The sequence below is a fragment of the Streptomyces sp. NPDC021224 genome (genome assembly GCF_044332905.1).
GTDB lineage: Bacteria > Actinomycetota > Actinomycetes > Streptomycetales > Streptomycetaceae > Actinacidiphila.
Genome location: NZ_JBIRPW010000009.1, coordinates 53,671 through 74,945, shown reverse-complemented (window position 1 = coordinate 74,945; position 21,275 = coordinate 53,671). Strand labels below are relative to the sequence as shown.

The 21,275-nt window shown below is 69.8% G+C and carries 16 protein-coding genes and 1 pseudogene; 5 read left to right on the top strand and 12 right to left on the bottom strand.

Going from position 1 to position 21,275, the window contains the following annotated elements:
• Positions 1-2 precede the first annotated feature (2 nt).
• Positions 3-626, bottom strand: coding sequence for a TetR/AcrR family transcriptional regulator C-terminal domain-containing protein (locus ACH4PY_RS23395; protein WP_398186103.1), 624 nt, complete (start codon positions 624-626; stop codon positions 3-5).
• 113 nt (positions 627-739) lie between these two features.
• Here ACH4PY_RS23395 and ACH4PY_RS23390 point away from each other — a divergent pair, with 113 nt between their 5' ends.
• The 5 genes from ACH4PY_RS23390 (at position 740) to ACH4PY_RS23370 (ending at position 9,018) form a co-directional block, all read left to right on the top strand.
• The gene (locus ACH4PY_RS23390; RefSeq protein WP_398186100.1) at positions 740-2,221 is read left to right on the top strand and encodes an MFS transporter; all 1,482 of its coding nucleotides are present in this window, start codon (positions 740-742) and stop codon (positions 2,219-2,221) included.
• Positions 2,222-2,914: 693 nt separating this feature from the next.
• Positions 2,915-3,520: a response regulator transcription factor gene (locus tag ACH4PY_RS23385; RefSeq protein ID WP_398186097.1), complete on the top strand. Its 606-nt coding sequence runs from the start codon at positions 2,915-2,917 to the stop codon at positions 3,518-3,520.
• Positions 3,521-3,563: 43 nt separating this feature from the next.
• The gene (locus tag ACH4PY_RS23380) at positions 3,564-4,874 is read left to right on the top strand and encodes a cation:proton antiporter (protein ID WP_398186094.1); all 1,311 of its coding nucleotides are present in this window, start codon (positions 3,564-3,566) and stop codon (positions 4,872-4,874) included.
• A 37-nt stretch (positions 4,875-4,911) separates the two neighbouring features.
• Positions 4,912-7,686, top strand: coding sequence for an AAA family ATPase (locus tag ACH4PY_RS23375; protein ID WP_398186091.1), 2,775 nt, complete (start codon positions 4,912-4,914; stop codon positions 7,684-7,686).
• Between the two features lie 270 nt (positions 7,687-7,956).
• Positions 7,957-9,018 carry an alpha/beta fold hydrolase gene (locus ACH4PY_RS23370; RefSeq protein WP_398186088.1) on the top strand — a complete coding sequence of 354 codons (1,062 nt, stop codon included), beginning with the start codon at positions 7,957-7,959 and terminating at the stop codon, positions 9,016-9,018.
• A 72-nt stretch (positions 9,019-9,090) separates the two neighbouring features.
• Here the strand turns inward: ACH4PY_RS23370 and ACH4PY_RS23365 are convergent, their stop codons facing one another.
• From ACH4PY_RS23365 to ACH4PY_RS23315, 11 genes and pseudogenes are all read right to left on the bottom strand, one after another.
• Entirely contained in the window at positions 9,091-10,722 is a 1,632-nt protein-coding gene (locus ACH4PY_RS23365) for a DUF6351 family protein (protein ID WP_398186085.1), read from the bottom strand.
• A gap of 801 nt (positions 10,723-11,523) precedes the next feature.
• Positions 11,524-12,405, bottom strand: coding sequence for an LLM class F420-dependent oxidoreductase (locus ACH4PY_RS23360; RefSeq protein ID WP_398186083.1), 882 nt, complete (start codon positions 12,403-12,405; stop codon positions 11,524-11,526).
• A gap of 215 nt (positions 12,406-12,620) precedes the next feature.
• A complete protein-coding gene (locus ACH4PY_RS23355; protein ID WP_398186080.1) occupies positions 12,621-13,370 on the bottom strand; it encodes a class I SAM-dependent methyltransferase in 750 nt (249 codons plus the stop codon).
• A 344-nt stretch (positions 13,371-13,714) separates the two neighbouring features.
• Positions 13,715-15,061, bottom strand: a complete 1,347-nt coding sequence (locus ACH4PY_RS23350) for a tyrosine-type recombinase/integrase (protein WP_398186078.1) — start codon at positions 15,059-15,061, stop codon at positions 13,715-13,717.
• A 225-nt stretch (positions 15,062-15,286) separates the two neighbouring features.
• A complete protein-coding gene (locus tag ACH4PY_RS23345; RefSeq protein ID WP_398186074.1) occupies positions 15,287-15,547 on the bottom strand; it encodes a helix-turn-helix transcriptional regulator in 261 nt (86 codons plus the stop codon).
• 275 nt (positions 15,548-15,822) lie between these two features.
• A complete protein-coding gene (locus ACH4PY_RS23340) occupies positions 15,823-16,110 on the bottom strand; it encodes a hypothetical protein (protein ID WP_398186071.1) in 288 nt (95 codons plus the stop codon).
• 235 nt (positions 16,111-16,345) lie between these two features.
• Positions 16,346-17,401, bottom strand: a pseudogene (locus ACH4PY_RS23335) (IS630 family transposase); the annotation flags it as partial.
• Positions 17,402-17,503: 102 nt separating this feature from the next.
• A complete protein-coding gene (locus ACH4PY_RS23330; RefSeq protein WP_398186068.1) occupies positions 17,504-17,986 on the bottom strand; it encodes a hypothetical protein in 483 nt (160 codons plus the stop codon).
• Positions 17,987-18,094: 108 nt separating this feature from the next.
• Positions 18,095-18,442, bottom strand: a complete 348-nt coding sequence (locus ACH4PY_RS23325) for a transposase (RefSeq protein ID WP_398186065.1) — start codon at positions 18,440-18,442, stop codon at positions 18,095-18,097.
• 45 nt (positions 18,443-18,487) lie between these two features.
• Positions 18,488-19,756, bottom strand: a complete 1,269-nt coding sequence (locus tag ACH4PY_RS23320; RefSeq protein ID WP_398186063.1) for a M15 family metallopeptidase — start codon at positions 19,754-19,756, stop codon at positions 18,488-18,490.
• Positions 19,753-21,234, bottom strand: a complete 1,482-nt coding sequence (locus ACH4PY_RS23315) for an NUDIX domain-containing protein (protein ID WP_398186060.1) — start codon at positions 21,232-21,234, stop codon at positions 19,753-19,755. Before ACH4PY_RS23315 ends, ACH4PY_RS23320 begins: the two co-directional genes overlap by 4 nt.
• Positions 21,235-21,275 lie beyond the last annotated feature (41 nt).

The following is a 21,275-nucleotide window of genomic DNA, read 5'->3' as shown; positions in this document are numbered from 1 at the left end:
GCTCAGACGGGCTCGCCCTGGAGCCGGATGAGCCCCTCGATGAAGACGTTCAGGCCGTAGGCGAACCGCTCGGCCGGGTCCGCGCCGGTCAGCGAGTCGAGCGCGGCCGCGAACTGCGGCGACACCTCGACGTTGAGCCGCTCGTTGCGGTCCCGCCAGTCGTGGTCGCGCGGCAGCTGGAGCTGGGCCTGCTCCTCGATGGTGTGGCCCAGCACGTAGTAGAAGAGCGAGAAGCTGACCCAGCCGGCCTGCGCGGGCGGCAGCCCGGCCCGGCAGAGCACCTGGACGGAGGTGTCCGACCCGATGATGGTGTTGGCCCCGGGCGCGAACGTGCCGGCCACCACCCGCGCCCCGTCGCGGCGGGCGAGCAGGGCCGCGCGCAGCCGGTTGCCCAGGATGCGGATCTGTTCCGGCCAGGCGACGTCCGGCAGCGGGTCGCCGATGCCCGCCACGATCTTGTCCGCCATGGCGTCCAGCAGTGCTTCCTTGTTCGGGAAGTGCCGGTAGAGGGCGCCGCCCTGCACGTTCAGTGCCGCACCGAGCTTGCGCATCGTCAGCTGGTCAAGGCCCTCGGAATCGATGAAGCGCAGGGCCCCGTCGACCACGTCGGCTTCGCGCAGCGGCATCAGTTACTCCCTCTGATTGACATCCCCAGGTCCGTATCGTAGCGTGAACAACGTTCACGTAAACGCTGTTCACGTGAACGGTCGTTCGCTCGTGGTTGTGTTGAGGAGACCTCATGCCCGAGACCCGAACAACCCCCGCAGCACCCGCGGTTCTCCAACCGAACCTCCCCCTCGGTGTTGTCGTGGCCATGTCGTGCCTGGCGCTGTTCATGGTGGTACTGGACTCCACCATCGTCACCGTCGCGCTGCCCGACATGAAGTCCGGTCTCGACCTGTCGAACAGCCAGCAGCAGTGGATCGTCAGCGGCTACCTGATCACCCTGGGCGGCTTCCTGCTGATGGCCGCGCGGGCCGGCGACCTCTACGGGCACAAGCGGGTCTTCCTCTTCGGCGCCGTGGTCTTCACCGCCGCCAGTCTGGTCGGCGGCCTCGCCGGGGACGGCGGCGTGCTGATCGCCGCCCGCATCGCCCAGGGCACCGGCGCCGCGGCGCTGACCCCCGCGAGCCTGAGCCTGATCACCGCCAGCCACACCGACGAGCACGAGCGCGAGAAGGCCCTCGCGCTGTGGAGCATGATGAGCGGCGTGGCCGGCCTGTTCGGCGTGGTCCTCGGCGGTGTGCTCACCGCGGAGATCAACTGGCGCTGGGTGCTCTTCGTCAACGTCCCGCCCGGCATCGCGCTGACCGCCGCCGGTGTGATGTTCCTGCTGCCCGCCGCGGGCTCCCGTGAGACCCGGCTCGACCTGCCCGGCGCGCTGTGCGTCACGCTGGGCATCGGAGCGCTCTCCTACGGCCTCTCGGAGGCCTCCGGCAAGGGCTGGGGCTCCCCGGAGGTGGTGGCGTCCCTCGTCGCCGCAGCGGTCCTCGTGGCGGCCTTCCTGGTCGTCGAGGCGCGCAGCGCCCGGCCGCTCATCCCGCTGGACCTGGTGCGCATGCGGACGCTGCGGGTGGCGAACGTGTTCATGTTCGCGGTGGGCGTCACGCTGACCGCGCTGATGTTCTTCCTGTCGCTCTACCTCCAGCAGGTCATCGGCTACAGCGCGCTGCGCACCGGCATGGCGATGCTGCCGGTCACGGTGGTCTTCATCGCCGGCGGCCTGGTCTCCCGGTCGCTGACCCCGGTGCTCGGCCCGCGCACGATGCTGATCGCCGGCGGCCTGTTCGCCACCGCGGGCACCGCCTGGCTCGCGACCATCCCCACGCACGCCGCCTACGTCTCGCACGTGCTCGGCCCGAACATGGTCGGCGGCTTCGGCGTCAGCATCATGCTGCTCGCCGTCACCGTCAGCGGCACCACCGGCGTCCCGCCGCAGAACGCCGGCGCCGCCTCGGGTCTGCTCAACACCTCCCGGCAGATCGGCGGCGCGCTCGGCCTGGCCGTCCTGGTGACCGTCAGCTCCAGCGTCACCTCGCACGCCGGCGGCAGCCACGCCCACGCGCTCGTCCAGGGCTACCGGGTCGCGTTCCTGGTGATCTCCGGCTGCATGCTGCTCGCCGCGATAGCCGCCCTCGCATTGCCGGGCGCCGCCGCACCCGTCGAAAAGAATGCCGCCGAGGAGCCGCTGGACGGTAAGCCGGTGACCGCCCGGCCGTAACCGCCGGGGGCAGCCTCCAGGATTCTGCCCGAGAAGCGGGCCGGGACACGGAAACGTGTCCCGGCCCGCTCTTTTGTGTGTCCACCGGCGCCCCGGGGCGCTACGATGCGCGAACTCGCCATCCTCGCCGCACCGGCCTCGCCGTCCCGGTCTTGATCGGTTACCCTGAAATCCATTGAAGCAATTCTTGTCGCATTTACTGTAACGGCCAATACCGGAATTTCGGTAATAACCGAACCTGTGCCCGGGGCATGTCTGTCACATGGCCGCGGCGCGGCCTGGGATTGTTCAATGGTCTACCGAACCATTGGCCGAAACCTGTTGACTTGTATCTGGCCGACTGACTATCTTCCATGAAGTCACACGTCGCTCAAAACGGGGGAGCACGGTGCGCTTCTTGATCGCCCACGACGTCTGTCGTACGGTACGGTTCCATCGCCGAGAGGCTGACGCGGTCCTTTTCGGACCCGCCGGCCGTGCCGGTGGAACAGACCCTCGGCGGGTACCCCGCTCCGAGCCCGGTCTCACGGGTGCCGGAGTCTTCGGGACCGCCGGTACGGGTGCTCTCGGCTCACGGCTCGCCCGGACCGGTACGGGGTCGGACGGGCCGCTCCCGGACTGAAGTACAGACCGAAATTCGGCTGGACCTGTTCTTGACAACCGGCGAGTCGTTTCTCATCCCAGGGGGCGTCGATGAGCATCAGAGTGATGTTGTCAGATGAATTACTGCTGTCCCGGAGTGCGCTCGGCGCATTACTGGAAAAGCGTGCTGACATTGTTGTCGCCGGTGCTGTCGGCGGTGATTCGGAGGCGGTTGAATTCGCCGAGACGCATCGCCCGGACGTTGCCATCATAGGATTCGACGGCGCCGACGGCAGGGTGATAAGAGTTGCCGAGAAAATAGGGTCGCTGCCAGAATGCCGGACCCTGCTGCTGGCCGAGAGCTTCACCCGGTCGATCGTTCGCCAGGCCTTCTCCGGCGGAGTCGACGGGATGCTCCAGCGGTGCGTACCACCCAGCTGGTTCTTCGAGGCCCTGCATCGCATTCACCAGGGCGAACGCGTCTTCGACGCCGACTTGACGGTTGCCGCGCTCGCCAACGAGGGCTGCCCGCTCACCTCCCGCCAGCTTTCCGTCCTGGAACGTCTCTCCCAGGGCGACACGACCGTGGAAATAGCATCACGGCTTCATCTCTCCGAGGGCACCGTGCGCAATTACCTCTCGTCACTGGTGACGAAACTCGACGCACGCAACCGCATCGACGCCCTGCGAATCGCCAAGGACGCGCGCTGGATCTGAAAGTGCCGCTTTTCCATGTCGTTCCGCCGAGCAAGGGATGGTAATGAACACGGATGCGCTGACCGCTGATGTCATCGGTGACATCGCCCTCGTCCTCGGGACGTCCAGCCTGCTCGGCGCCCTCGCGCGCAGGATCGGACAGCCCACCGTCGTCGGCCAGATCACCGCGGGTGTCGTCCTCGGACCGAGCGTCCTGGGCCGGCTCCCGGGCAACCTGACGGAACGTCTCTTCACGCACGAGGCCGTGCCCTTCATCTCCCTCATCGCCCAGATCGCCGTGGTCATCTTCATGTTCGGCGTGGGCTACGAGATCGACCTGCGGTCGGTGCGCCGGCACCGAAGACCCGTCACCTTCGTCGCGGTCGGCGCGATCGCCGTCCCGCTGGCCATCGGCACCACGATCGCCCTGACCATGGACCAACTGGACCTCCTGCACGGCGCGCACACCGAAGGCCGCTCCTTCGTCCTCTTCTTCGGCGTGGCGACCTCCATCACCGCGCTCCCGGTGCTCGCGGCGATCGTCCGCGAACGCGGCATCGCCGGCACCACCGTGGGCGACATCGCGACATCTGCGGCCGGATTCATGGACGTCGTCGCCTGGCTGGTTCTCGCCGCCGCCGTCGTCGGCACCGATGTGGCCGGCGACCGGTCCTTACCCCGGACCATCCTGCTGCTCGGGGGCTTCCTCGTCGTGGCAGCGGTGGTCCGTCCCCTGCTCCACTGGACGCTGGTCCGTCCGGACTCCCCCCTGTCGGAGAAGGCCCCGGCCGCGCTCGTCCTCGCCGCGGCGGGTGCCTGGGCCACCGCCTCACTCGGCCTGCACCCCATCTTCGGCGCCTTCGTCGCCGGAATGGTCATGCCCAAGCCCAAGGGCGCCCCGGACAAGGGCCTGCTGCACACGATGGAACGCACCGGCGGCCTGCTGCTGCCGCTGTTCTTCGTGGTCACCGGGCTGACGATGAACATCGGCGCACTCGGCGGCGACGGGTTCGCCCTGCTCGGGGTGGTGCTGGTGTGCGGGATCGGCGGCAAGGTCGGCGCCGGCTACGCGTCCGCCCGGCTCGGCGGCCTCGGCGTCCGGCAGTCCGCCATGATCGGCGCGCTCGTCAACACCCGCGGCCTGACCGAGCTCATCGCCCTCAACGTGGGCCTGAACGCCGGGATCATCGACGCCCGGCTGTTCACCATCCTCGTCCTCATGGCTCTGATCACGACCTTCATGACCGCGCCGCTCATCACTGTGATCGAGCGCCGGCATCCGGCCGCGGCGTACCCGGCCGACCCCCTCACGGCCTCGCCCCCGGAGAGCGGGAGTGCTTCGGAGAGCCCGTACTCGACCGTTCGTCCGCGCTGAATCTGCGCTGCCCCTGATTGCGAGATGGTGAGTTGTCATGGAGAAGCTGGTCGAACGGGACGAGGAAGAGAAAGCCCTCGCCCAGATCTACAGCGAATGCTCGGCGGGACGATGTCAGATGGTCGCCGTCGGCGGCCCGCTCGCGCAGGGAAAGACCGCGCTGCTGGACTCCTTCGCGCGGGAGGCCGACATCGCGGGTGCCACCGTCCTGAAGGCCACCGCCTCCAGCTTCGAGCGCTACCAGCCGCTCGGCGTCATCGACCAGCTCCTGCGCGGCTACCGGCCGCACCTCAGCGGCGCCGACCTGGAGGTGCGCGGGCTGGTGGAGAGCGTCGGCCAGGCCGGGGCGCACCGCCACCGGGAGATCTCCCCGCCCATCCTCGGCCGGCTGCACGGCGCCTTCCAGTACCTCACCGACAGCTCACCGCTCGTGGTGTGCATCGACGACGCGCACTTCATGGACGTCGAGTCGCTCCAGTACCTGCTGGCGCTCATGCGCCGGATGGGCGGCGCGCCGCTGACCGTCGCTTTGGCCTACTGCCCGGGGATGGGCCGCGACACCGTCCAGCGCATCATCCAGGCCGAAGTGCTGCGCATGCCCAACTGCACCCAGCTGGACCTGGAACCGCTGTCGGTCACCGGCGTCGCCGCGGTGCTGGAGGAATACTGCGACCTGGAGACGGCCGGCCGCGTCGCCGCCGACACCGCCGCCCTGTGCGGCGGTCGCCCGCTGCTGGTGCACGCGCTGGCCGAGGACTGCGCCGCCCGAGCCGCCGGACCGGACACCGCGCTGCCGCCCGCCGCCGGGTCCGCCTTCGGACGTGCCGTGCTCAGCTGCCTGTACCGGGCCGAACCCGTCGTCCTGCGGATCGCCCAGGCCATCGCCGCGCTGGGCGAATTCCGCTCGGCCTCCGCCGTCGCGCGGCTGTGCGGCATGGACCCCGGCTCCGTCGAGTGCGTCGTCGCCTCCCCGGGCGTCGGCGGCCTGCTCGACCACGACCTGCTCGGCCTGCACTGCGTCCGCGAGGTGGTGCTCGGCAGCCTGCCCCCCAAGGAGCGGCACGAACTGCGCGGCCGCGCCGCCCGGCTGCTCTACCAGGAGGGCGCCCCCGCTCTCGTCACGGCCGAGCATCTGATGCGGATCGACGACGCGGTCCCGTGGGCCCGCCAGGTGCTGTGCGACGCCGCCGAGCAGGCACTCGCCGGCGGTGAGCACGAACAGGCCATCGGCTATCTGGAACGCGCCCACCGCGAGTGCGTCGACGCCCGGGAGCGCATCGACACTGCCGCCCGGCTCACCGACCTGATGTGGCGCTACGACCCCGCCGCCGTCAAGAGCTACCTGCCCGAACTCGTGGCGGCCGCCGAGCAGGGCGAGCTGTCCGTACGGCAGGGCGTACCGGTGGTCCGCAGCCTGCTGTGGAACGGTCAGGTCGAGCAGGCCACGCGCGTCATGGCCCGCTTCGCCGACGGCACCTGCCCGTCGGCGGGCAAGGACGCCCTGCCGTACGCCGAGCAGATCCGCCGCTGGCTGCCGATCACCTACCCCGGTATCGCCCCCACCGCCGCCGTCGGCGGGGAGAAGACCCGCACCGCGTCCTCCCGCCCCGGCACCGCCGAGCACCGGGCCGCCGCCGCGTTCGGCGCGGTGCTGCGCAACGCCGGGGAGGAGGGCGCGGTGCCGGCCGCCGAGCTGGTGCTGCGCGAGGCGCTGGCCGGAGCGGTCAACCCGGCCTCGTCGCTGGCCGCCCTCATGGTCCTCATCTACTCCGACAACCTCGACAAGGCGTCGGTGTGGTGCGACGCGCTGCGCGCCTCGCTGCGCGGGACGTACGGCCTGGTGTGGAACGCGCTGTTCACCTCCGCGCGCGCCGAGATCCACTACCGCCTCGGCGACCTCGCGAACGCCAACCGGCAGGCGCGGGCGGCTCTCACCCTCATGCCGCGGGAGAGCTGGGGGGCGGCCATCGTCATCCCGCTGTCCCAGCTCGTCCTGACCACCACGGCCATGGGCAAGCTCGCCGAGGCCGAGAGCTATCTCGACATCCCCGTCCCCAGCGCGGCCTTCGGCACCCTGGGCGGGGTCGTCTACCTTGACGCGCGCGGCAACTTCCACCTCGCGCGCGGCCGCTACGACGCCGCCCTCCAGGACTTCCTGGCGGCCGGCCACCTGATGAAGCTCTGGGAGGCGGACTGCCCCTCGGCCGTACCGTGGCGCACCAACGCCGCCCGCGCCTACCTCCACATGGGCCGGGTCGCCCAGGCCAGGGAACTGCTCACCGAGCGCATGTCGCTCTTCCCGCTCGGCCACGCCCGCGCCCGCAGCCTCACCTACCGCGCCGTCGCCGCGACCCTGCGGCCCGACGAGCGGCCCCCGGTGCTGCTGAAGGCCGCGAACATCCTCGACCGCTGCGGCGACTCGCTCAACCTGGCCTACACCCTCGCCGACCTCGGCCGCGCCTACGAGTCGCTGGGCCAGCCGGTGCAGGCCTGCCGGCACGCCCACAAGGCGCGCACCCTCGTGGAACGCTGCGCCGCCGCCCCGCTGCCCGAACCGCCGGCCGCGGTGGCCTCCCGGGAGAAGGCCGAGCCCCGCCCCGCGGGCGACCCCGGCCCCGCCGCCCGCCGGCTCAGCTCGGCGGAGTGGCGCGTGGCGGCGCTGGCCGCCCGGGGCTCCACGAACGAGCAGATCGCGCGCAAGCTCTTCATCACCGTCAGCACGGTCGAGCAGCACCTCACCCGCGCCTACCGCAAACTCGGCATCCGCCGCCGCACCCAGCTCCCCACCTCCCTCGCCCAACTCGTCCCCTGAGGCCCGCCCCGCCCCCGGCCGAACGGCCTCCACGGAGGGCCGTTCGCTCTGCGAGCGCGAGGTGGTGACGTGCTCCGACGGCTGACCCGTCCGCCGCCGTATGACCACGGTCACCGCGTGTTCGTCCGTCAACTGGCTGATACACGCGTGTCCTTACGGTACGAAAGTGATGGGCACAGGCTTCTGTGACGACGTCACCCCGGCGCCCGTCCCGGCCGTCCCGCGGCACCACGGGCCGGTCGGCCGGAGAGGACCGAGGGAAGGACTCCTATGATCGACAGGCGCACTTTCGGCAAGGCGGCAGGACTAGGCACGGGCGCGGCGGCGGCCTCGCTCGCAGGGCTGCAGACCGCGTCGGCCGCGGCACCGCGCGGGACGGCGGCCGGGACCGCCGCGCCGACCGTGCCACTGATCACGCCCGGCACGCACACCACGTTCGCCCCCCTGAAACGGGTCGAGGCCGGTGAGCTGGAGATCGGCTACTCCGAGGCCGGTCCCGCCCACGGCCCCGTCGTCATCTGCCTGCACGGCTGGCCGTACGACATCCACAGCTTCGTGGACGTCGCCCCGCTGCTGGCGGCGCAGGGCTACCGGGTGATCGTCCCCTACCTGCGCGGCCACGGCGCCACCCGCTTCCTGTCCCCGCGGACCTTCCGCAACGCCCAGCAGTCGGTGGTCGCGCTCGACATCGTCGCGCTGATGGACGCCCTGCGGATCGACAGCGCGGTGCTGGCCGGTTTCGACTGGGGCTCCCGGACCGCCGCGATCATCGCGGCCCTGTGGCCGGAGCGCGTCAAGGCCCTGGTCCCGGTGAGCGGTTACCTCGTCACCCACCTGCCCACCCAGCTGAAGCCGATCGCCCCCCGGTCCGAGTACGCCTGGTGGTACCAGTACTACTTCGCCACCGACCGCGGCGCGAAGGCCATGAGCGACGCCACCGACCGGCACGACCTGTGCCGGCTGGTGTGGGACACGGTCTCCCCGTCGTGGGATTTCGACGACGCGACCTTCGAGCGCACCGCCGCGGCCTTCACGAACCCCGACTACGCCGCCATCGTGATCCACAACTACCGCTGGCGCCTGAGCCTCGCCCCGGGCGACCGCCGCTACGACCACCTGGAGGAGCGGCTCGCCGCGATGCCGGCCGTCACAGCGCCGACCGTCGTCCTCGACGCGGAGCTGGACCCGTTCAGCGCGGGCAACGACACCGCCTACCGCGGCCGGTTCACCGGCCCGTACCGCTACCGCCTGCTGGAGGGCATCGGGCACGACCTGCCGCAGGAGGCGCCGACCGCCTTCGCCCAGGCCGTCGTGGACGCCGACCACCTCTGAACCGCGCAGGCGCGCGCCCTGCTCCGCGGGCGGACCGCGGAACAGGGCACGCGCCCGCGCCGGGGTGCGGCGTCAGTGCCGGGAGGGCGCGACGCAGCGGTAGCTCGCGGCCGAGGCAGGGTCACCGTGGCCGGTCCAGCGGGAGACCTCGGGGTAGTGGCACAGGTCGCGGGTGACGGTCCCGCCGGAGGGCGGCGTGGCCGCGGCGCTCAGGGTGCGCGGGGCCTTGCCGTGCTCGACCCACTGGGTCAGGGCGCCCAGGGCGTCGGTGGGCGCCGGGCCCGGGGCCGGGGTGCCGGCGCAGTGGCTGACGCCCGGGGCCAGGAAGAGCCGGTAGAAGTCGTCGACGTTCTTCGTGCCGCCCATCAGCCGGTCGACCCTCTCCCGGTAGTCCACCGTGCCCTGGGCGGGGATGTACTGGTCGGCCAGGCCCTGCCAGCTGAGCAGCTTGCCGCCGGACGCGCGGAAGGCCGTCAGATCCGGGTCGTCGGTGCCGATGACCGCGTCGTACTCGGCCTCGGACTGCCGGAAGAGCTGGGCGAACCGGTCGTAGGTGAGGGTGGTGAGGTCGTAGCCGGGCTGCTTCTCCACGAAGTCCGCGACCCACTGGGCGGGTACGGGGAAGGGATCGCCGCTCACGGTGCCGTCGTCCGCGGTGCGGGTGCCGGCCAGGTCGAAACTCGCGCCGACGGGCACGCCCGCCCACAGCCGCTTGCCCGAGGCGGTGCGCGGGCCGTCCCAGATCTTGCGGACGACGGTCGCGTCCGCGGCCGTGACGGTGATCGGTGTGCCCCCGCAGTCGATCGTCGTGCCGACGAGCTCGCGTGGGTCGTAGTGGCAGTCCCGCGGGTCGCCGATCAGGCCGTCGGGGTTGCCGTCGAGCGAGTCGCAGGCCTTGACCGCGGCTGCGGTGAAGGCGTTGAACTCGCACTGGCTGGGGAAGGTGTGCTCGTTGTTCATGACCACCTGCGGCCACAGGGTGGCGACCTCGAACTCGTCCCAGTTGATCGCGGGCGCGGCGGCGAGGATGCCGTCGTAGTCGTCCGGGTACCGCTGGGCCTCCATGTAGCCCTGGCGGCCGCCGGTCGAGCACCCGGTGAAGTACGCGTAGTCCGGCGGGGTGCCGTAGACACCCGCCACGACCTCCTTGCTCACCACCGCCGTGTCGTGCTCGGCGCGTGCGGCGAAGTCCTCCAGCAGGGGCTTGTCGACGTCGCCCTGGGCGTCCAGCGCCCAGCCGGTGTCGGTGTAGCCGCCGACGCCCGCGTCGGTGGTCGCCGCGGCGTAGCCGTGCTTGATCGCGTCGGCCAGGTTCTGGCCGTAGTCGCCTGCGGCGTACGCGGCCCCGCCGACCGTCTGGAGCCGGCCGGTCCAGCCGGTGCGGGGCAGCCAGACGGTGACCCTCTCACGGTCGCCTGCGCCCGGGTGGGTGAGCGTGAGGACCACCTCGCAGTACGCGGGGACGTCCGGGACGTCCACCGGTCCGGTCGGCGTGACGTCCACATGCACGGTGCCGCCCGGCCGGCTCGTCGCGGTCGCGGACTCCACGGCCGTGCCCGCGGGGCCCCGGACGGACGCCGCCGAACATCGGAAGGGCGTGCCCCCGTGCGACCCGGCGGCGGTGTGCGCGGAGGCGCCCGCCGGGAGGCAGAGGGCCGTGACCAGGGGTACGGCGGTGACGAGGACGGTCAGAAGTCGTCTCATGGCATTCCTTCGCAGAGGAGGCGGCGAGCCGCCCGGCAGCGGACGCGGCGTCAGATCGCTGAAAAGCCGCAGGCCGAAGCCCACTTGGGCCTGGCTTTCGCGGATCAGCAAGAGATTCGCACACCTCGCCGTCACCGGTCAAGCAGGTGACACATGGCTGCGGCGCGCCGTGCGGCACCCCCCACGAGGCGAACCGGCTCGCCCGCGCACCCCGAGCGGCGGCAAGGGCGACGGCGGTGGGGGAGGCGGCGGCAGCTACGCGGTGACCTCGGCGCGGTCAGCGACAGAGCGGTTCGCCAACGGCCGGAGCTGGAACACTTCGGTGAAGAGCGGTGCGCCCGGCGGGATCCCGCTCCTCGGGAAGGCCTCGACGGACGTCACCGTGGACGTCGATCTCTGAACTCGTGCCCGGCCCGGACCGCCGGTTCCCCGGCTTTCGCTACGGGAACCGGCGGCCTGCCCGGACGAAGCGTGTCGGACGGCCGCGGAGGGCTGCCTACGGGTCGATCCGACACCGGGGCTGATGTGTTCGGTTCAGTCGAAGAGGGCCATGCCGTCCGCGAAGGTGCGCAGCCGTTCGAGCGCCGCGCGGCTCTTGCCACGGGCGTACGGACCTTCCGCTGGGGGAGCGGGAATGTGCGGGTGCTCCGGGACCGTCAGTGAGCGAATCCGCGTCTCCCCACCGCAGCCGCGGGCACGTTGGGCCTCGTTCCCCCGTCGGTGACGAACGTCATGATGCCGAACGTCGTGGCAGGCCTTTCTCCTCTCCACGGTGGGCTCCCGGGGCTCCCGGGCCCGCGGTCACGGCAGCAGCACGGCGGCCAGCCGCCGCCAGGCGTCCAGCGGGAGTCCGGTCCGCGTGCCGGCCGTGACGACCTGGAGCGCCAGGTGATCGGCCCCCGCGGCCAGGAACTCCTGGGCGCGCGTCGCGATCGTGTCGGCGTCGCCGAGCGCGAACACCGCGTCCAGCAGCCGGTCGCTGCCGCCGTCGCGCAGGTCGTCCTCGGTGAAGCCGAGCCGCCGCAGGTTGGCGGTGTAGTTGGGCAGCGTGAGGTACATGGCCAGATGCGCGCGGGCCGTCGCGCGGGCGGTCTCCAGGTCCGGGTCGAGCACCGCCTTGAACTCCGGGGCGAGCAGTGCGTCCTGGCCGAGGATCTCGCGCGCCCGCGCGGTGTGCTCCGGGGTGACCAGGTACGGGTGCGCCCCAGCCGTGCGGTCCCTGGCCAGTTCCAGCATCCTGGGGCCGAGCGCGGCCAGCACTCGTCCGGCCGGCGGTACCGGCTCCGGCGCGGAGTCGAGGGCGGTCAGGTACTCGCGCATCGCCGAGTACGGCTTCGCGTAGTCCTTGGCGAGCACGCTGTGGCTCACCCCGAGCCCGAGCAGGAACCGCCCCGGATGGGCGCGTTCGAGCTCCGCCCTCCCGGCGGCGACCTCCGCCGCACCGTGCTGCCAGATGCTGAGGATGCCGGTGGCCACCACGATCCTGGGCGCGGCGGCGAGCAGGGGCGCCGCGTACGCGACGTCCGGGCCGCCGCCGAGCCAGATCGTGCCGTAGCCCAGGGCGTCGAGCTCGGCCGCCGCGTCGTCGTACTCACCCGAGTAGGCCATTCCATCGCCGTTCTGGGCGGTGGTCCAGGCACTGCTCCAGACACCGATCCTGCCCAGGGGGCTGTGCTGTGACATATGAGTCGTCCTCGGTCGAAGGGAATTCGGCGCACATACGTTGTACACGGCGTGGCCCCAGACCGCGGCCTTCATCGACACCGGCCACAGCAACGCCGCCGGCGAGGGCACCCACCGGATCGTCAAGCTGACCGCGCGAGCCCCCCACGGCTTCCGGGACCCGGCCGACCAGCGCCTGCGAACACCCTGCGCCACCACCCGCCCAGGACGAGCGCCTACATGAGGTCGTGGACAGGGCGAATGTCGGCTGATACGGCAGAGGCTGCACTCCGACGGAACAACGCGGTCCACAGGAACGTCACGCCGAAGAGTGCTGACTCGGGCGGCTCCTCCCGCATGCGGCGCAGTTCGATCTCCACCAGGTCAGAGAATATCCAGCGCAGCGATTCGGGTGTGTAGGCGAGGCCGCCCCGCAACTCGCGCTCACGGTAGAGGTCCGCGTCGGCGAGTTCCGAACCCATTCCTCCCTCGCCGGCAGCGAAGCTGGTGAGGGCGAGATGGCCGCCGGGGGCCAGGACGCGGTCGAGGAGACTCAGGTAACCGACCCGGCGGTGCGGCGGCAAGTGGTGGAAGCATCCTGAGTCGACGACCAGGTCGTACGGGCCGCTCACCTCGGTCGCAGGGAGAGCGAAAGCGTCACCGCAGAGGAAGCGGACATCGACGCCGGACTCGCGCGCCCGGTCCTCGCCCCACGCGACGGCCACCGGGGAGAGGTCGACCGCGTCCACCTCGAAGCCGCGCGAGGCGAGGAACAGCGCGTTGCGGCCCGCCCCGCAGCCCAGGTCCAGGGCCCGCCCGCGAGCGATCAAGCCCTGGTCGAGATAGGCGGCCAGGTTCTCGTCGGGCTTCGCCACGAAGAACGGGACCGGCCGCGACCGGTCGGCGTAGAAGCGATCCCAGAAGTCCTTGCCGTCACCGGTCGCCAGGCGGCCGGCCCCGGATTCAGAGGCGAACAGTCCGTCCAAGAGTGCGAGAACGTCCTCAACGGTGCGTACGGTCCGGTCCGTCCGGCCCCCCTTCGACCGAGTGCGATCGTAGGAGCGAGGAGAACGAAAGGCCAGGCCAGGGGGTGTTTCGCGACGCCCGGAGCGGGCGGCTGCCAGCCCCGGAGGAGACCGGAGACACCCCGCGCCGGGCTCCGGCCCCGCGTCCACCCGAGCACCCCTGCGTGGCCGGGAAAGGCCCACCTCCGGCCACGCCCGGCAGACTTTTTCGACGTGTTTCCAGCGGCGCCGCAGGGCGAAATGTCGCCCTCCCCCCCCGCTGTGGGTGCATCGTCCGGATCCGCGTACAGCTCCCGCAGACGCCGTCAGCACTCGATGACGTTGACCGCGAGGCCGCCGCGGGCGGTCTCCTTGTATTTGACCTTCAGGGCGGCGGCTGCTCGGAAGGTGGCGCTGACCTGCGGTTTCAAGGTCAGCTTCGAGAGCTCCAGGTGCGCCAGGGACTTCTCAGGGACTTCCGGCGTCGCGCCGGTGGCGAACCAGGAGTCCATGGACGCGAGCCCGCGCTTGCCCGCTCCTGGCATGAAGTGAGCGTAGTGGTCGAGGGTGATTGTCGGCGAGGAGTGCCCGAGCCAGGCAGAGACGCTGACGATCGATTCGCCGGCTTCCAGCTGCACGCTGGCGTAGGTGTGCCGCAGGACGTGGAACATGTCCCGGCGCGAGCGCTCGAACTCGGGGTGGCGCCGGATGCGGGCTCCGTGGGTCTCGACCTTCTTGCCCACCGTGCGGATGACCCCGGCCGCGACGAGCGCGGGCTTCCAGCTCCGCTCGTTCCACGTCTTGTAGTTGATCCGGAGGTCCCTGGAGGTGCTCAGGACGAGCCGTACGGTGATCGGCTTGCGCTGACGCTCCTCCAGCGGGGTGGTCGGCTCCTCGGGGTTCCGCCACGGGAGCGTGCACTCAACGGGCGGGAAGCGCCGGAAGTGCGCGTGGGCGCGTTGCGCCAGGAAGCGGTGCAGGGGTACGTCCCGCACCTTTCCGCCCTTGGGAAGGCAGAAGTACGGCCGCCCCCGGCTGTCCCAGCGCAGCTGCCGCCGGACGTGCACGACCCCGGCCTCGAAGTCGAAGTCCTCTTCCGCGAGCCCGAACGCCTCTCCTTGCCGCAGCCCCAGGCCGACACCAATGTCGACAGCGAAGCGGTATCGCTCCTGTAGTCCCCTCCGGACAGCGTCAACGCGGGAACGGGTCCATGCCGGCGCCTTGCTCTTGACGGCTTTCGGTCGTTTGACAGTCCGGGAGGTCGCGGCCGGGCTCGTGAGGAGGCGCTTGTCGTCGACGGCGGCGTTCAAGACCGTCGTGAGGTGGATCCAGATGATTTCCGCGGTCGACGCCTCGACCCGGGACAGCAGGCTCGCCTTGAACGACCGCAGCGCGGAGGCGTCGATGTCCCGGAGCGCGTAGGAGCCCAGCAGCGGGATGATGTGCTTCCAGATACGGCTGCGCATGGGCGCGACCGTCGAGGGCTCGTCGGTGCGGCTCGGCCACCAGATCTCCTCGATGTAGTCGGCAAGGGTGATCGCGCCGTCACGCGGATCGACGAACGCACCCCGCCCGGTGTCCGCCGTGGCCGCGGCCAACCAGCTCTTCGCGTCGGCCACGGTTTCGAATGACCTGTCCTTCACGCCCGGTATGCCCTTGACGCGGTAGCGCATGCCCTTGCCCCACGTCGCTGTGCGCTCGCGCTTTCCGGTCGCCTTGCTCGGCCGCTTCTTCAGCCACCGGTCCTCTATGTAACCCGCCACCTGCTGGTACCCCGATCTAGAGGCGTACGTTCCCTGACGTGGTGGTCTGAACGCATCTGATCGCCGAGGTATATCCGGGTGTAGCGGGAAAGTATGATGTCGATTCGGTGTCGGCGCGCGGTGCGGGATCCCTCGTCACCGTGCGCGTCGCTCCGGCTGGCGACTGAGGGGATTGAGCCCAGGAATGGACCGAGAGTCGGCGAGTTCCTGCTCGTTGACCCATTCGTCGAGCGCCGAAATCCGGTACATCACCCGCCCTCCCATACGGAAGCTGGGTGGCCCCTGCCTGCGGTGCCGCCAGACGTATAGCGTGTTGGGCGCGATGCCGAGGTAGAGCGCAGCCTTGTCCAGAGTGAGGAAAGCGGTGTCTGCGGTTGACGTTTTCCTGACGTCCACGAGAGCTCCCTTGGTGCTGTCAAGCTGGTGACGCCAAGGATGTGCGGTCTGTGGAACTTGGTGGCGCCGCATAGTTGTGGTAAGGCGCCGGTGCCGCGGACGTTCCGAATCAGCTAACGCCCAGAAGATTTGCTTGCGGCGATAGCGTCCCCCTACGTGGACGACGGAAGGCAGTACGGGCCGTGCATGGGCCCTTGGCGCATGGGGCACCAACGGCAAGAGCGTCGGAGACCCCGTTCGCGGGACGGCGTCGTGGGGGAAACGGCAGGGAGAAGCTAACACTCGCGGAGAGGCGACATGACTTGACCGTCCAACGCGCTCGTAATGCGTGTTTGGTCCGGGTCGATGCGCGCGGGGTCCTCCGAGCTGAGCAGTTCCTCGAAGGAGGGGTACGGGGCGATCCGCTTTACGGTGACGTCGAGTTCGCGGCCGGTGTCGCGGTCGCGGAAGACGATCGTGTCGTCGGCGTTGATGGCGCGCTTGTTCGGGGGGCCGCCCGCACTTCGATCGTCTTGCGGGCGGCCTGCTTCGGCTTGGCGGTAGTACCGCCCGAGCAGGTGCATGTGGTGCTCCTGCGGTGCGTCTCCGGCCGCCGGGCCCGGGGCGGTTGGGAGTGCTTGCGGGGTGTGGTCAGGCACAAGGTGCCTCCGTTCGATGCGTTCCGCCCGTTGCGGTCGTGGGATCGCAACCGGGCCAGGGCGCGGTGACCGTGCTCCCTGCGTTTCCGGATCGTGGTAAGTGCGGGAAGGCGGACGAGGATGTCGGCACGCTAGTGTGATGCGCCAGAAATCCTGATGCTTAGTTCTGCTCTGTTTTCTGGCCGATGGTTCCGACCTTGGTGAGGTAGTCGGCGAGGGAGTTGAGGATCTCGTCTGCTGCCTTGGTCCAGGCGAAGGGCCGTGGGTTGTCGTTCCAGGTGTCGATCCATGCGGTGATGTCGTCTTCCAGTGCCTTGACGGAGGTGTGGACGCCGCGGCGGATGAGCTTGTCGGTCAGCAGGCCGAACCACCGCTCCACCTGGTTCATCCACGAGGAGCCGGTGGGAGTGAAATGGACGTGGAAGCGGGGGTGTCTGCCCAGCCACGTCCTGATCTCGGCGGTGTTGTGGGTGGCGTAGTTGTCACACACGAGATGCACGTCGAGCCCGGCGGGCACCGCCTTGTCGATCCGGACCAGGAACTTCTTGAACTCGATGGCCCTATGGCGGCGGTGCAGTGCCGATATGACGCTGCCGTCGGCGATGTTGAAGGCAGCGAACAAGCTGGTGATGCCGTGCCTCAGATAGTCGTGGGTACGCCGTTCGGGCATGCCCGGCATCATCGGCAGCACCGGCTGGGACCGGTCCAGCGCCTGGATCTGGCTCTTCTCGTCCACGCAGAGCACGACCGCTTTCTCGGGCGGTTGGTGGTACAGGCCGACAACATCGACGACCTTGGCGACGAACTGCGGATCGGTGGACAGTTTGAAGGAGTCCTGCAGGTGGGGCTTGAGGTCGAACCGCTTCCAGATCCGCCCGACGGTCGACTTCGACAGGCCGGTGCGCTGGGCCATCGAGGCCCGTGACCAGTGCGTGTCCTGGCCGGGGAGCGATTCCAGGGTGGCCACGACGACCTCCTCGACCTGGTCGAGGAGGATCGAGGGCGGCCGGCCCGAGCGCGGCTCGTCCTGCAGGCCATCGAGGCGTTTGGCGATGAACCGGGCCCGCCAGCGGTCCACGGTCGACCGGTCGATGCCGAGGTCGGCTGCGGCCTGCTGGTTCGTCCCGCCCTCCGCGCAACGCAGCACGATCTTCGCGCGAAGCGCCAGATACTGGGCGGTCTTCGCGCGCCTGGACCACTGCTGTCGGCGTACACGCGAAAGTGCCCCATGAGGTACAGATGAACGTGCTCAGCCCGCGAACGGGCAACCGCCCCAGACATCGCTGAGCAGAAGGCATTGAAGACGCCCGGGCGAGGCCTACATGCGGCGCGCTGGCAGATCTTCTCGTGCTCGCCAAAAGTCCGCGTCGCGAGAGTCGGTCAGCCACCCTGCCATACGTTCGGCACATGCCTCGAAAGCCTGGCGCAGCGAGATCTCATCACCCACGACGACCTTGAGGAGGTCGACGTCATGGGTGCCGTGGTCAGCTTCACACCAGCAGCCGACGTTGACCGAAGCTGTCACCTCGTGCTGCCCCAGGTCCGTCCAGCCCACTTGAAGCTGGAACTCCAACCAGTCACCTTCACCCGATGGCTGAACAACGCACAGGACGAGGATCACCCATGTCTGGGACTGCGGACCCGCGAACATCCCGTGAGCCGGCCACCAGTCCCACCCCTTGGCGGTGACCTCCGAGCGATGCCCGCCAACGCTGCGAGCCGTGTGCCTTAGTGATTCAAGATCGGCGGCCGACAGCTTAGGAAAGAGCTCGCCCAGGGGGATGTCGTCGGCGGTGCCCATACCTATCATGAGCTGATCATCCGGTCTCTCCGGCGCGGACGACAAGGGCTCTCCGCCCTCCGTGTCCCGGTAGGGGTAGGTCCTGACAAGTCACGCAGATGAGCACGTTCATCTGTACCTGCCTGAGCACTTCAACCAGTACGCCGACAACTGCATCAACTGAGCCCGTTCAGCGTCGCTCAACACCAGATCGGCCTTCGGTCGGCCGATACGAGCAGCGTCGTCGAGTCCGGCCATCCGCTCAGCCGCGAACTTCCCCCGCCACTTCCTCACCGTTGCGACGGTCACGCCGACTTGCACCGCCACCCTCGCGTTCGGAGCCCCGTCCGCACAGGCCAGCACGATCCGCGCCCGCTCCGCGAAACGCGGAGCCACCGCCCCACTTGCCCAGCCAGTCAGCTCCGCGCGTTCCTCATCAGACAGGCAGACTTCAACGGCACGAGGACCTGGCGACATAACAACAGACTACAGATTTAGCACCGTCATTTCTGGCGCATCACACTAGGGCAGTTCGATCGGTCCGTAGCGCGCTTGGGGCTCGTGCCGCATCAGCGCGTCGTACCGGTCTGCTGCCGAGAAGTGCCAGAATTCGGTCCCGTAGTTGGTAAAACCTGCGTTCTCCATGGCGTTGAGAAGCATCGTGCGGTGGTGACGCGCGCGATCGCTGAGGTTCGGTGCGTGGGTGAAGCAGGCGCCGTCGCTCTCCTCGGGGGAGGCGTTGACGCGGGTGCCGAGGTCGAGTTCGTGGCCGTCCTGGTCGACGAGGGTGACGTCCACGGCCGCGCCCGCGGAGTGAGGCGCGATCTCCGGTGGCGACACGTACCGGCTAGCGGCCTGGTGCAGCTGCTCAGCCGCCCAGCCGGGGTGAGCGGCGGCCAGCTCGTCCCGGTACTCGGTGAAGTAGCGCTGCTGGAGGGCCAGCGGCCGGTAGCCCTCGATGAACAGCAGGTCGGTGCCGGCGGGCAGGAGCGAGCGGGCGTGCTCCAGCCGGGCCAGGACGCCCTCGCGGACGTGTGCGAACGCGCCCAGCGGATCTTCCTTGCGGGGATCGACACGGAAGCTGTGGTCCCGCACGTCGACAAGGGTCTCCCCGCACTCGTGCACCGGAATCGCGGCGACCCGCGGATCGGACATCAACACCAGAGGCCTCACCGAGTCTCCCTGCGACGGCTTGCACTGCGGCGGCAGGGTGGGGGAGGCGGAGGCCAGGTCAGTTTCGCGCAGGATCCGCGCGACGGTGTCGTGCAGCGTGCTGTCGGCCGGGACCACGGTCTCCAGACTGCCGGGCAGCAGGTCCAGCTCGCGGTACCAGGAGGTGAGGTGGGTATCGGTGACCTGCGTAAGGTACGCGGCATCCGCTTTGGACGCGTGTCGGACGAACGTCGTCTCCAACGGCACGTCCAGGTAGTAGCAGCAGGAGAGACCGCGGTGGTCCCGTACCAGAGACGTGATCATGTGGCCGTAGCGATCGGCATACAGGATCCCTTCGAGCACCACGTGAAAGCCGGCGTTCAGTGCTTCGCGCGCGATCCTGCCCAGCAGGGCGATGTTGGAGCCGCCCGCTGTGTCGTGTTCCCTGAGCACGTGCCGGCGGATCACGTCCTGGCCCAGGATCGCGATACCGCGGCCGTAGTGATCTCGCAGGCCCTGGGCGACGCTCGACTTGCCTGATGCCGAGTTTCCGCGAATCACCACCAGGCGGGTGTCCTCGCGGCCGACTGCGGTTGCAGTGGACGCACGACGGAGTGCGTCGATTCGTGTGCCGGTCATGCGGGCCAGCCCGTTTCGGAGTAGAGGCGGCCTGCACGGATGCCCTCGATGGCGACTCGCGTGTAGGGGACGAGGTCGTCGGGGAGCGCCGCGGGGTCCCAGAACTTCCACTGGGTGCACTTGTTCGGCTCGCGCAGTTCCGGCTCGCCGCTCCAGGCGCGGGCGCGGAAGAACAGGCCCATGCGGGGCCGGTCCCCGGCCATGTCGATGTGGTGAACGACGTGGGCGAGTTCGACGTCCTGCCGCTCGATGTGCAGGCCGGCTTCTTCCCGTGCTTCCCTGATCAGGCAGCTGATGGCGTTCTCCTGCTCGCAGTGTCCGGCCAGGACGTGCCAGGTGGACGGTGCGAAAGCGGAGTCGGGGTGGCGCAGCCCGAGCAGCACCGTTCCGTCGGGCCGCTCCAGGTAGAGGTGGACGCCGATGACGTTGAGGACCGTGCCGCGTGGGGAGGCCGAGCCGCGCTCCCCGTGGGATGAGAGCCCGCTCTGCGGCGCGGTGAGGGCCGGGTGGCCGGCGGCGTGGCGCCGTACGAGGTCGCGCGTGGTGTCGGCGATACGCAGGCGGTGGAAGTCGTCGGGGGAGAACCAGGCCAGCATCACCCCTTCCGTCAAGTGGAGTTCCCCGGGGTCGCCGTTCCAACGGCCCGCATAAACGGTGATGGACACGGAAGTGCCGGCGTCGTCGGACGCACGCTCAGTGCCGAACGGGGTCAGGTCGGCGATGTGGAGGCCGACTTCCTCGGCCAGTTCGCGCCGCACGGTGTCTTCCAGGGTGGCGTCCTGCGGCTCTCGGCCGCCGCCCAGCAGCGACCACATGCCCGGCTCCCAGATCCGTCCGGGGAAGTAGTCGCGCAGGTGGAGCAGGTACTCGCCGCGGTCGTTGTAGATCAGGGCCGAGGCGTTGGCGGTCTCCGGCTCGGTTCCGGGCGTGAGCTTGAGCAGCTTCTCGCGAAGGGAAGGGGAGGTCAACCGGTCCACGGGCCGCCACTCGATACCGCCGACCTCGTCTTCCTGCAGCACCACCGGTACCTCGGTCGTGTGCAGGCGGAAAAGGAACCGGAAGTCGAAGTGCTGGTGGCCGGGTTCGCCCTTGCTCGGGCGGGCGTCGATGTGGTGGATGTTGATGTCGACCGGCACGGTCTCGTAGCCGGGCCATGGCGCCATGGCCTCGGGCGGGATCCCGGTCTCCTCGTGCAACTCCCGCAGCGCCGCTCCTGCAAGGGACTCGTCGCCTCGTTCGGGGTGTCCGCCGGGGGCGTGGACCTGCCCGCTCGCCAGGTGCAGCACGTGCAGAACGCGGCCGAGCGGGTCAACGACGATCGCGCCGCAGGTGACGTGCCCGGTGAAGGTGGAGCGGTTGGCGATGTCGGCTCGACGGTCGAGCGCGTCCAGGAGTCCGCGGAGCTGCTCGCGCTCGTGAGGGTGGTGTGCGAGATAGGTCTCGATGGTGGTGCGGATGTGGTCGTGTGACAACGGCATGGGCGACCTCGCAGGTACGTGGGGTGAGACGAGTCGGAGGC

Excerpts from the sequence above, each read along its gene's own strand:
- ACH4PY_RS23395 (WP_398186103.1), bottom strand. The coding sequence starts at position 626 with ATGCCGCTGCGCGAAGCCGACGTGGTCGACGGGGCCCTGCGCTTCATC.
- ACH4PY_RS23390 (WP_398186100.1), top strand. The coding sequence starts at position 740 with ATGCCCGAGACCCGAACAACCCCCGCAGCACCCGCGGTTCTCCAACCG.
- ACH4PY_RS23385 (WP_398186097.1), top strand. The coding sequence starts at position 2,915 with ATGAGCATCAGAGTGATGTTGTCAGATGAATTACTGCTGTCCCGGAGT.
- ACH4PY_RS23380 (WP_398186094.1), top strand. The coding sequence starts at position 3,564 with ATGAACACGGATGCGCTGACCGCTGATGTCATCGGTGACATCGCCCTC.
- ACH4PY_RS23375 (WP_398186091.1), top strand. The coding sequence starts at position 4,912 with ATGGAGAAGCTGGTCGAACGGGACGAGGAAGAGAAAGCCCTCGCCCAG.
- ACH4PY_RS23370 (WP_398186088.1), top strand. The coding sequence starts at position 7,957 with ATGATCGACAGGCGCACTTTCGGCAAGGCGGCAGGACTAGGCACGGGC.
- ACH4PY_RS23365 (WP_398186085.1), bottom strand. The coding sequence starts at position 10,722 with ATGAGACGACTTCTGACCGTCCTCGTCACCGCCGTACCCCTGGTCACG.
- ACH4PY_RS23360 (WP_398186083.1), bottom strand. The coding sequence starts at position 12,405 with ATGTCACAGCACAGCCCCCTGGGCAGGATCGGTGTCTGGAGCAGTGCC.
- ACH4PY_RS23350 (WP_398186078.1), bottom strand. The coding sequence starts at position 15,061 with ATGCGCTACCGCGTCAAGGGCATACCGGGCGTGAAGGACAGGTCATTC.
- ACH4PY_RS23340 (WP_398186071.1), bottom strand. The coding sequence starts at position 16,110 with ATGCACCTGCTCGGGCGGTACTACCGCCAAGCCGAAGCAGGCCGCCCG.
- ACH4PY_RS23330 (WP_398186068.1), bottom strand. The coding sequence starts at position 17,986 with ATGGGCACCGCCGACGACATCCCCCTGGGCGAGCTCTTTCCTAAGCTG.
- ACH4PY_RS23325 (WP_398186065.1), bottom strand. The coding sequence starts at position 18,442 with ATGTCGCCAGGTCCTCGTGCCGTTGAAGTCTGCCTGTCTGATGAGGAA.
- ACH4PY_RS23320 (WP_398186063.1), bottom strand. The coding sequence starts at position 19,756 with ATGACCGGCACACGAATCGACGCACTCCGTCGTGCGTCCACTGCAACC.
- ACH4PY_RS23315 (WP_398186060.1), bottom strand. The coding sequence starts at position 21,234 with ATGCCGTTGTCACACGACCACATCCGCACCACCATCGAGACCTATCTC.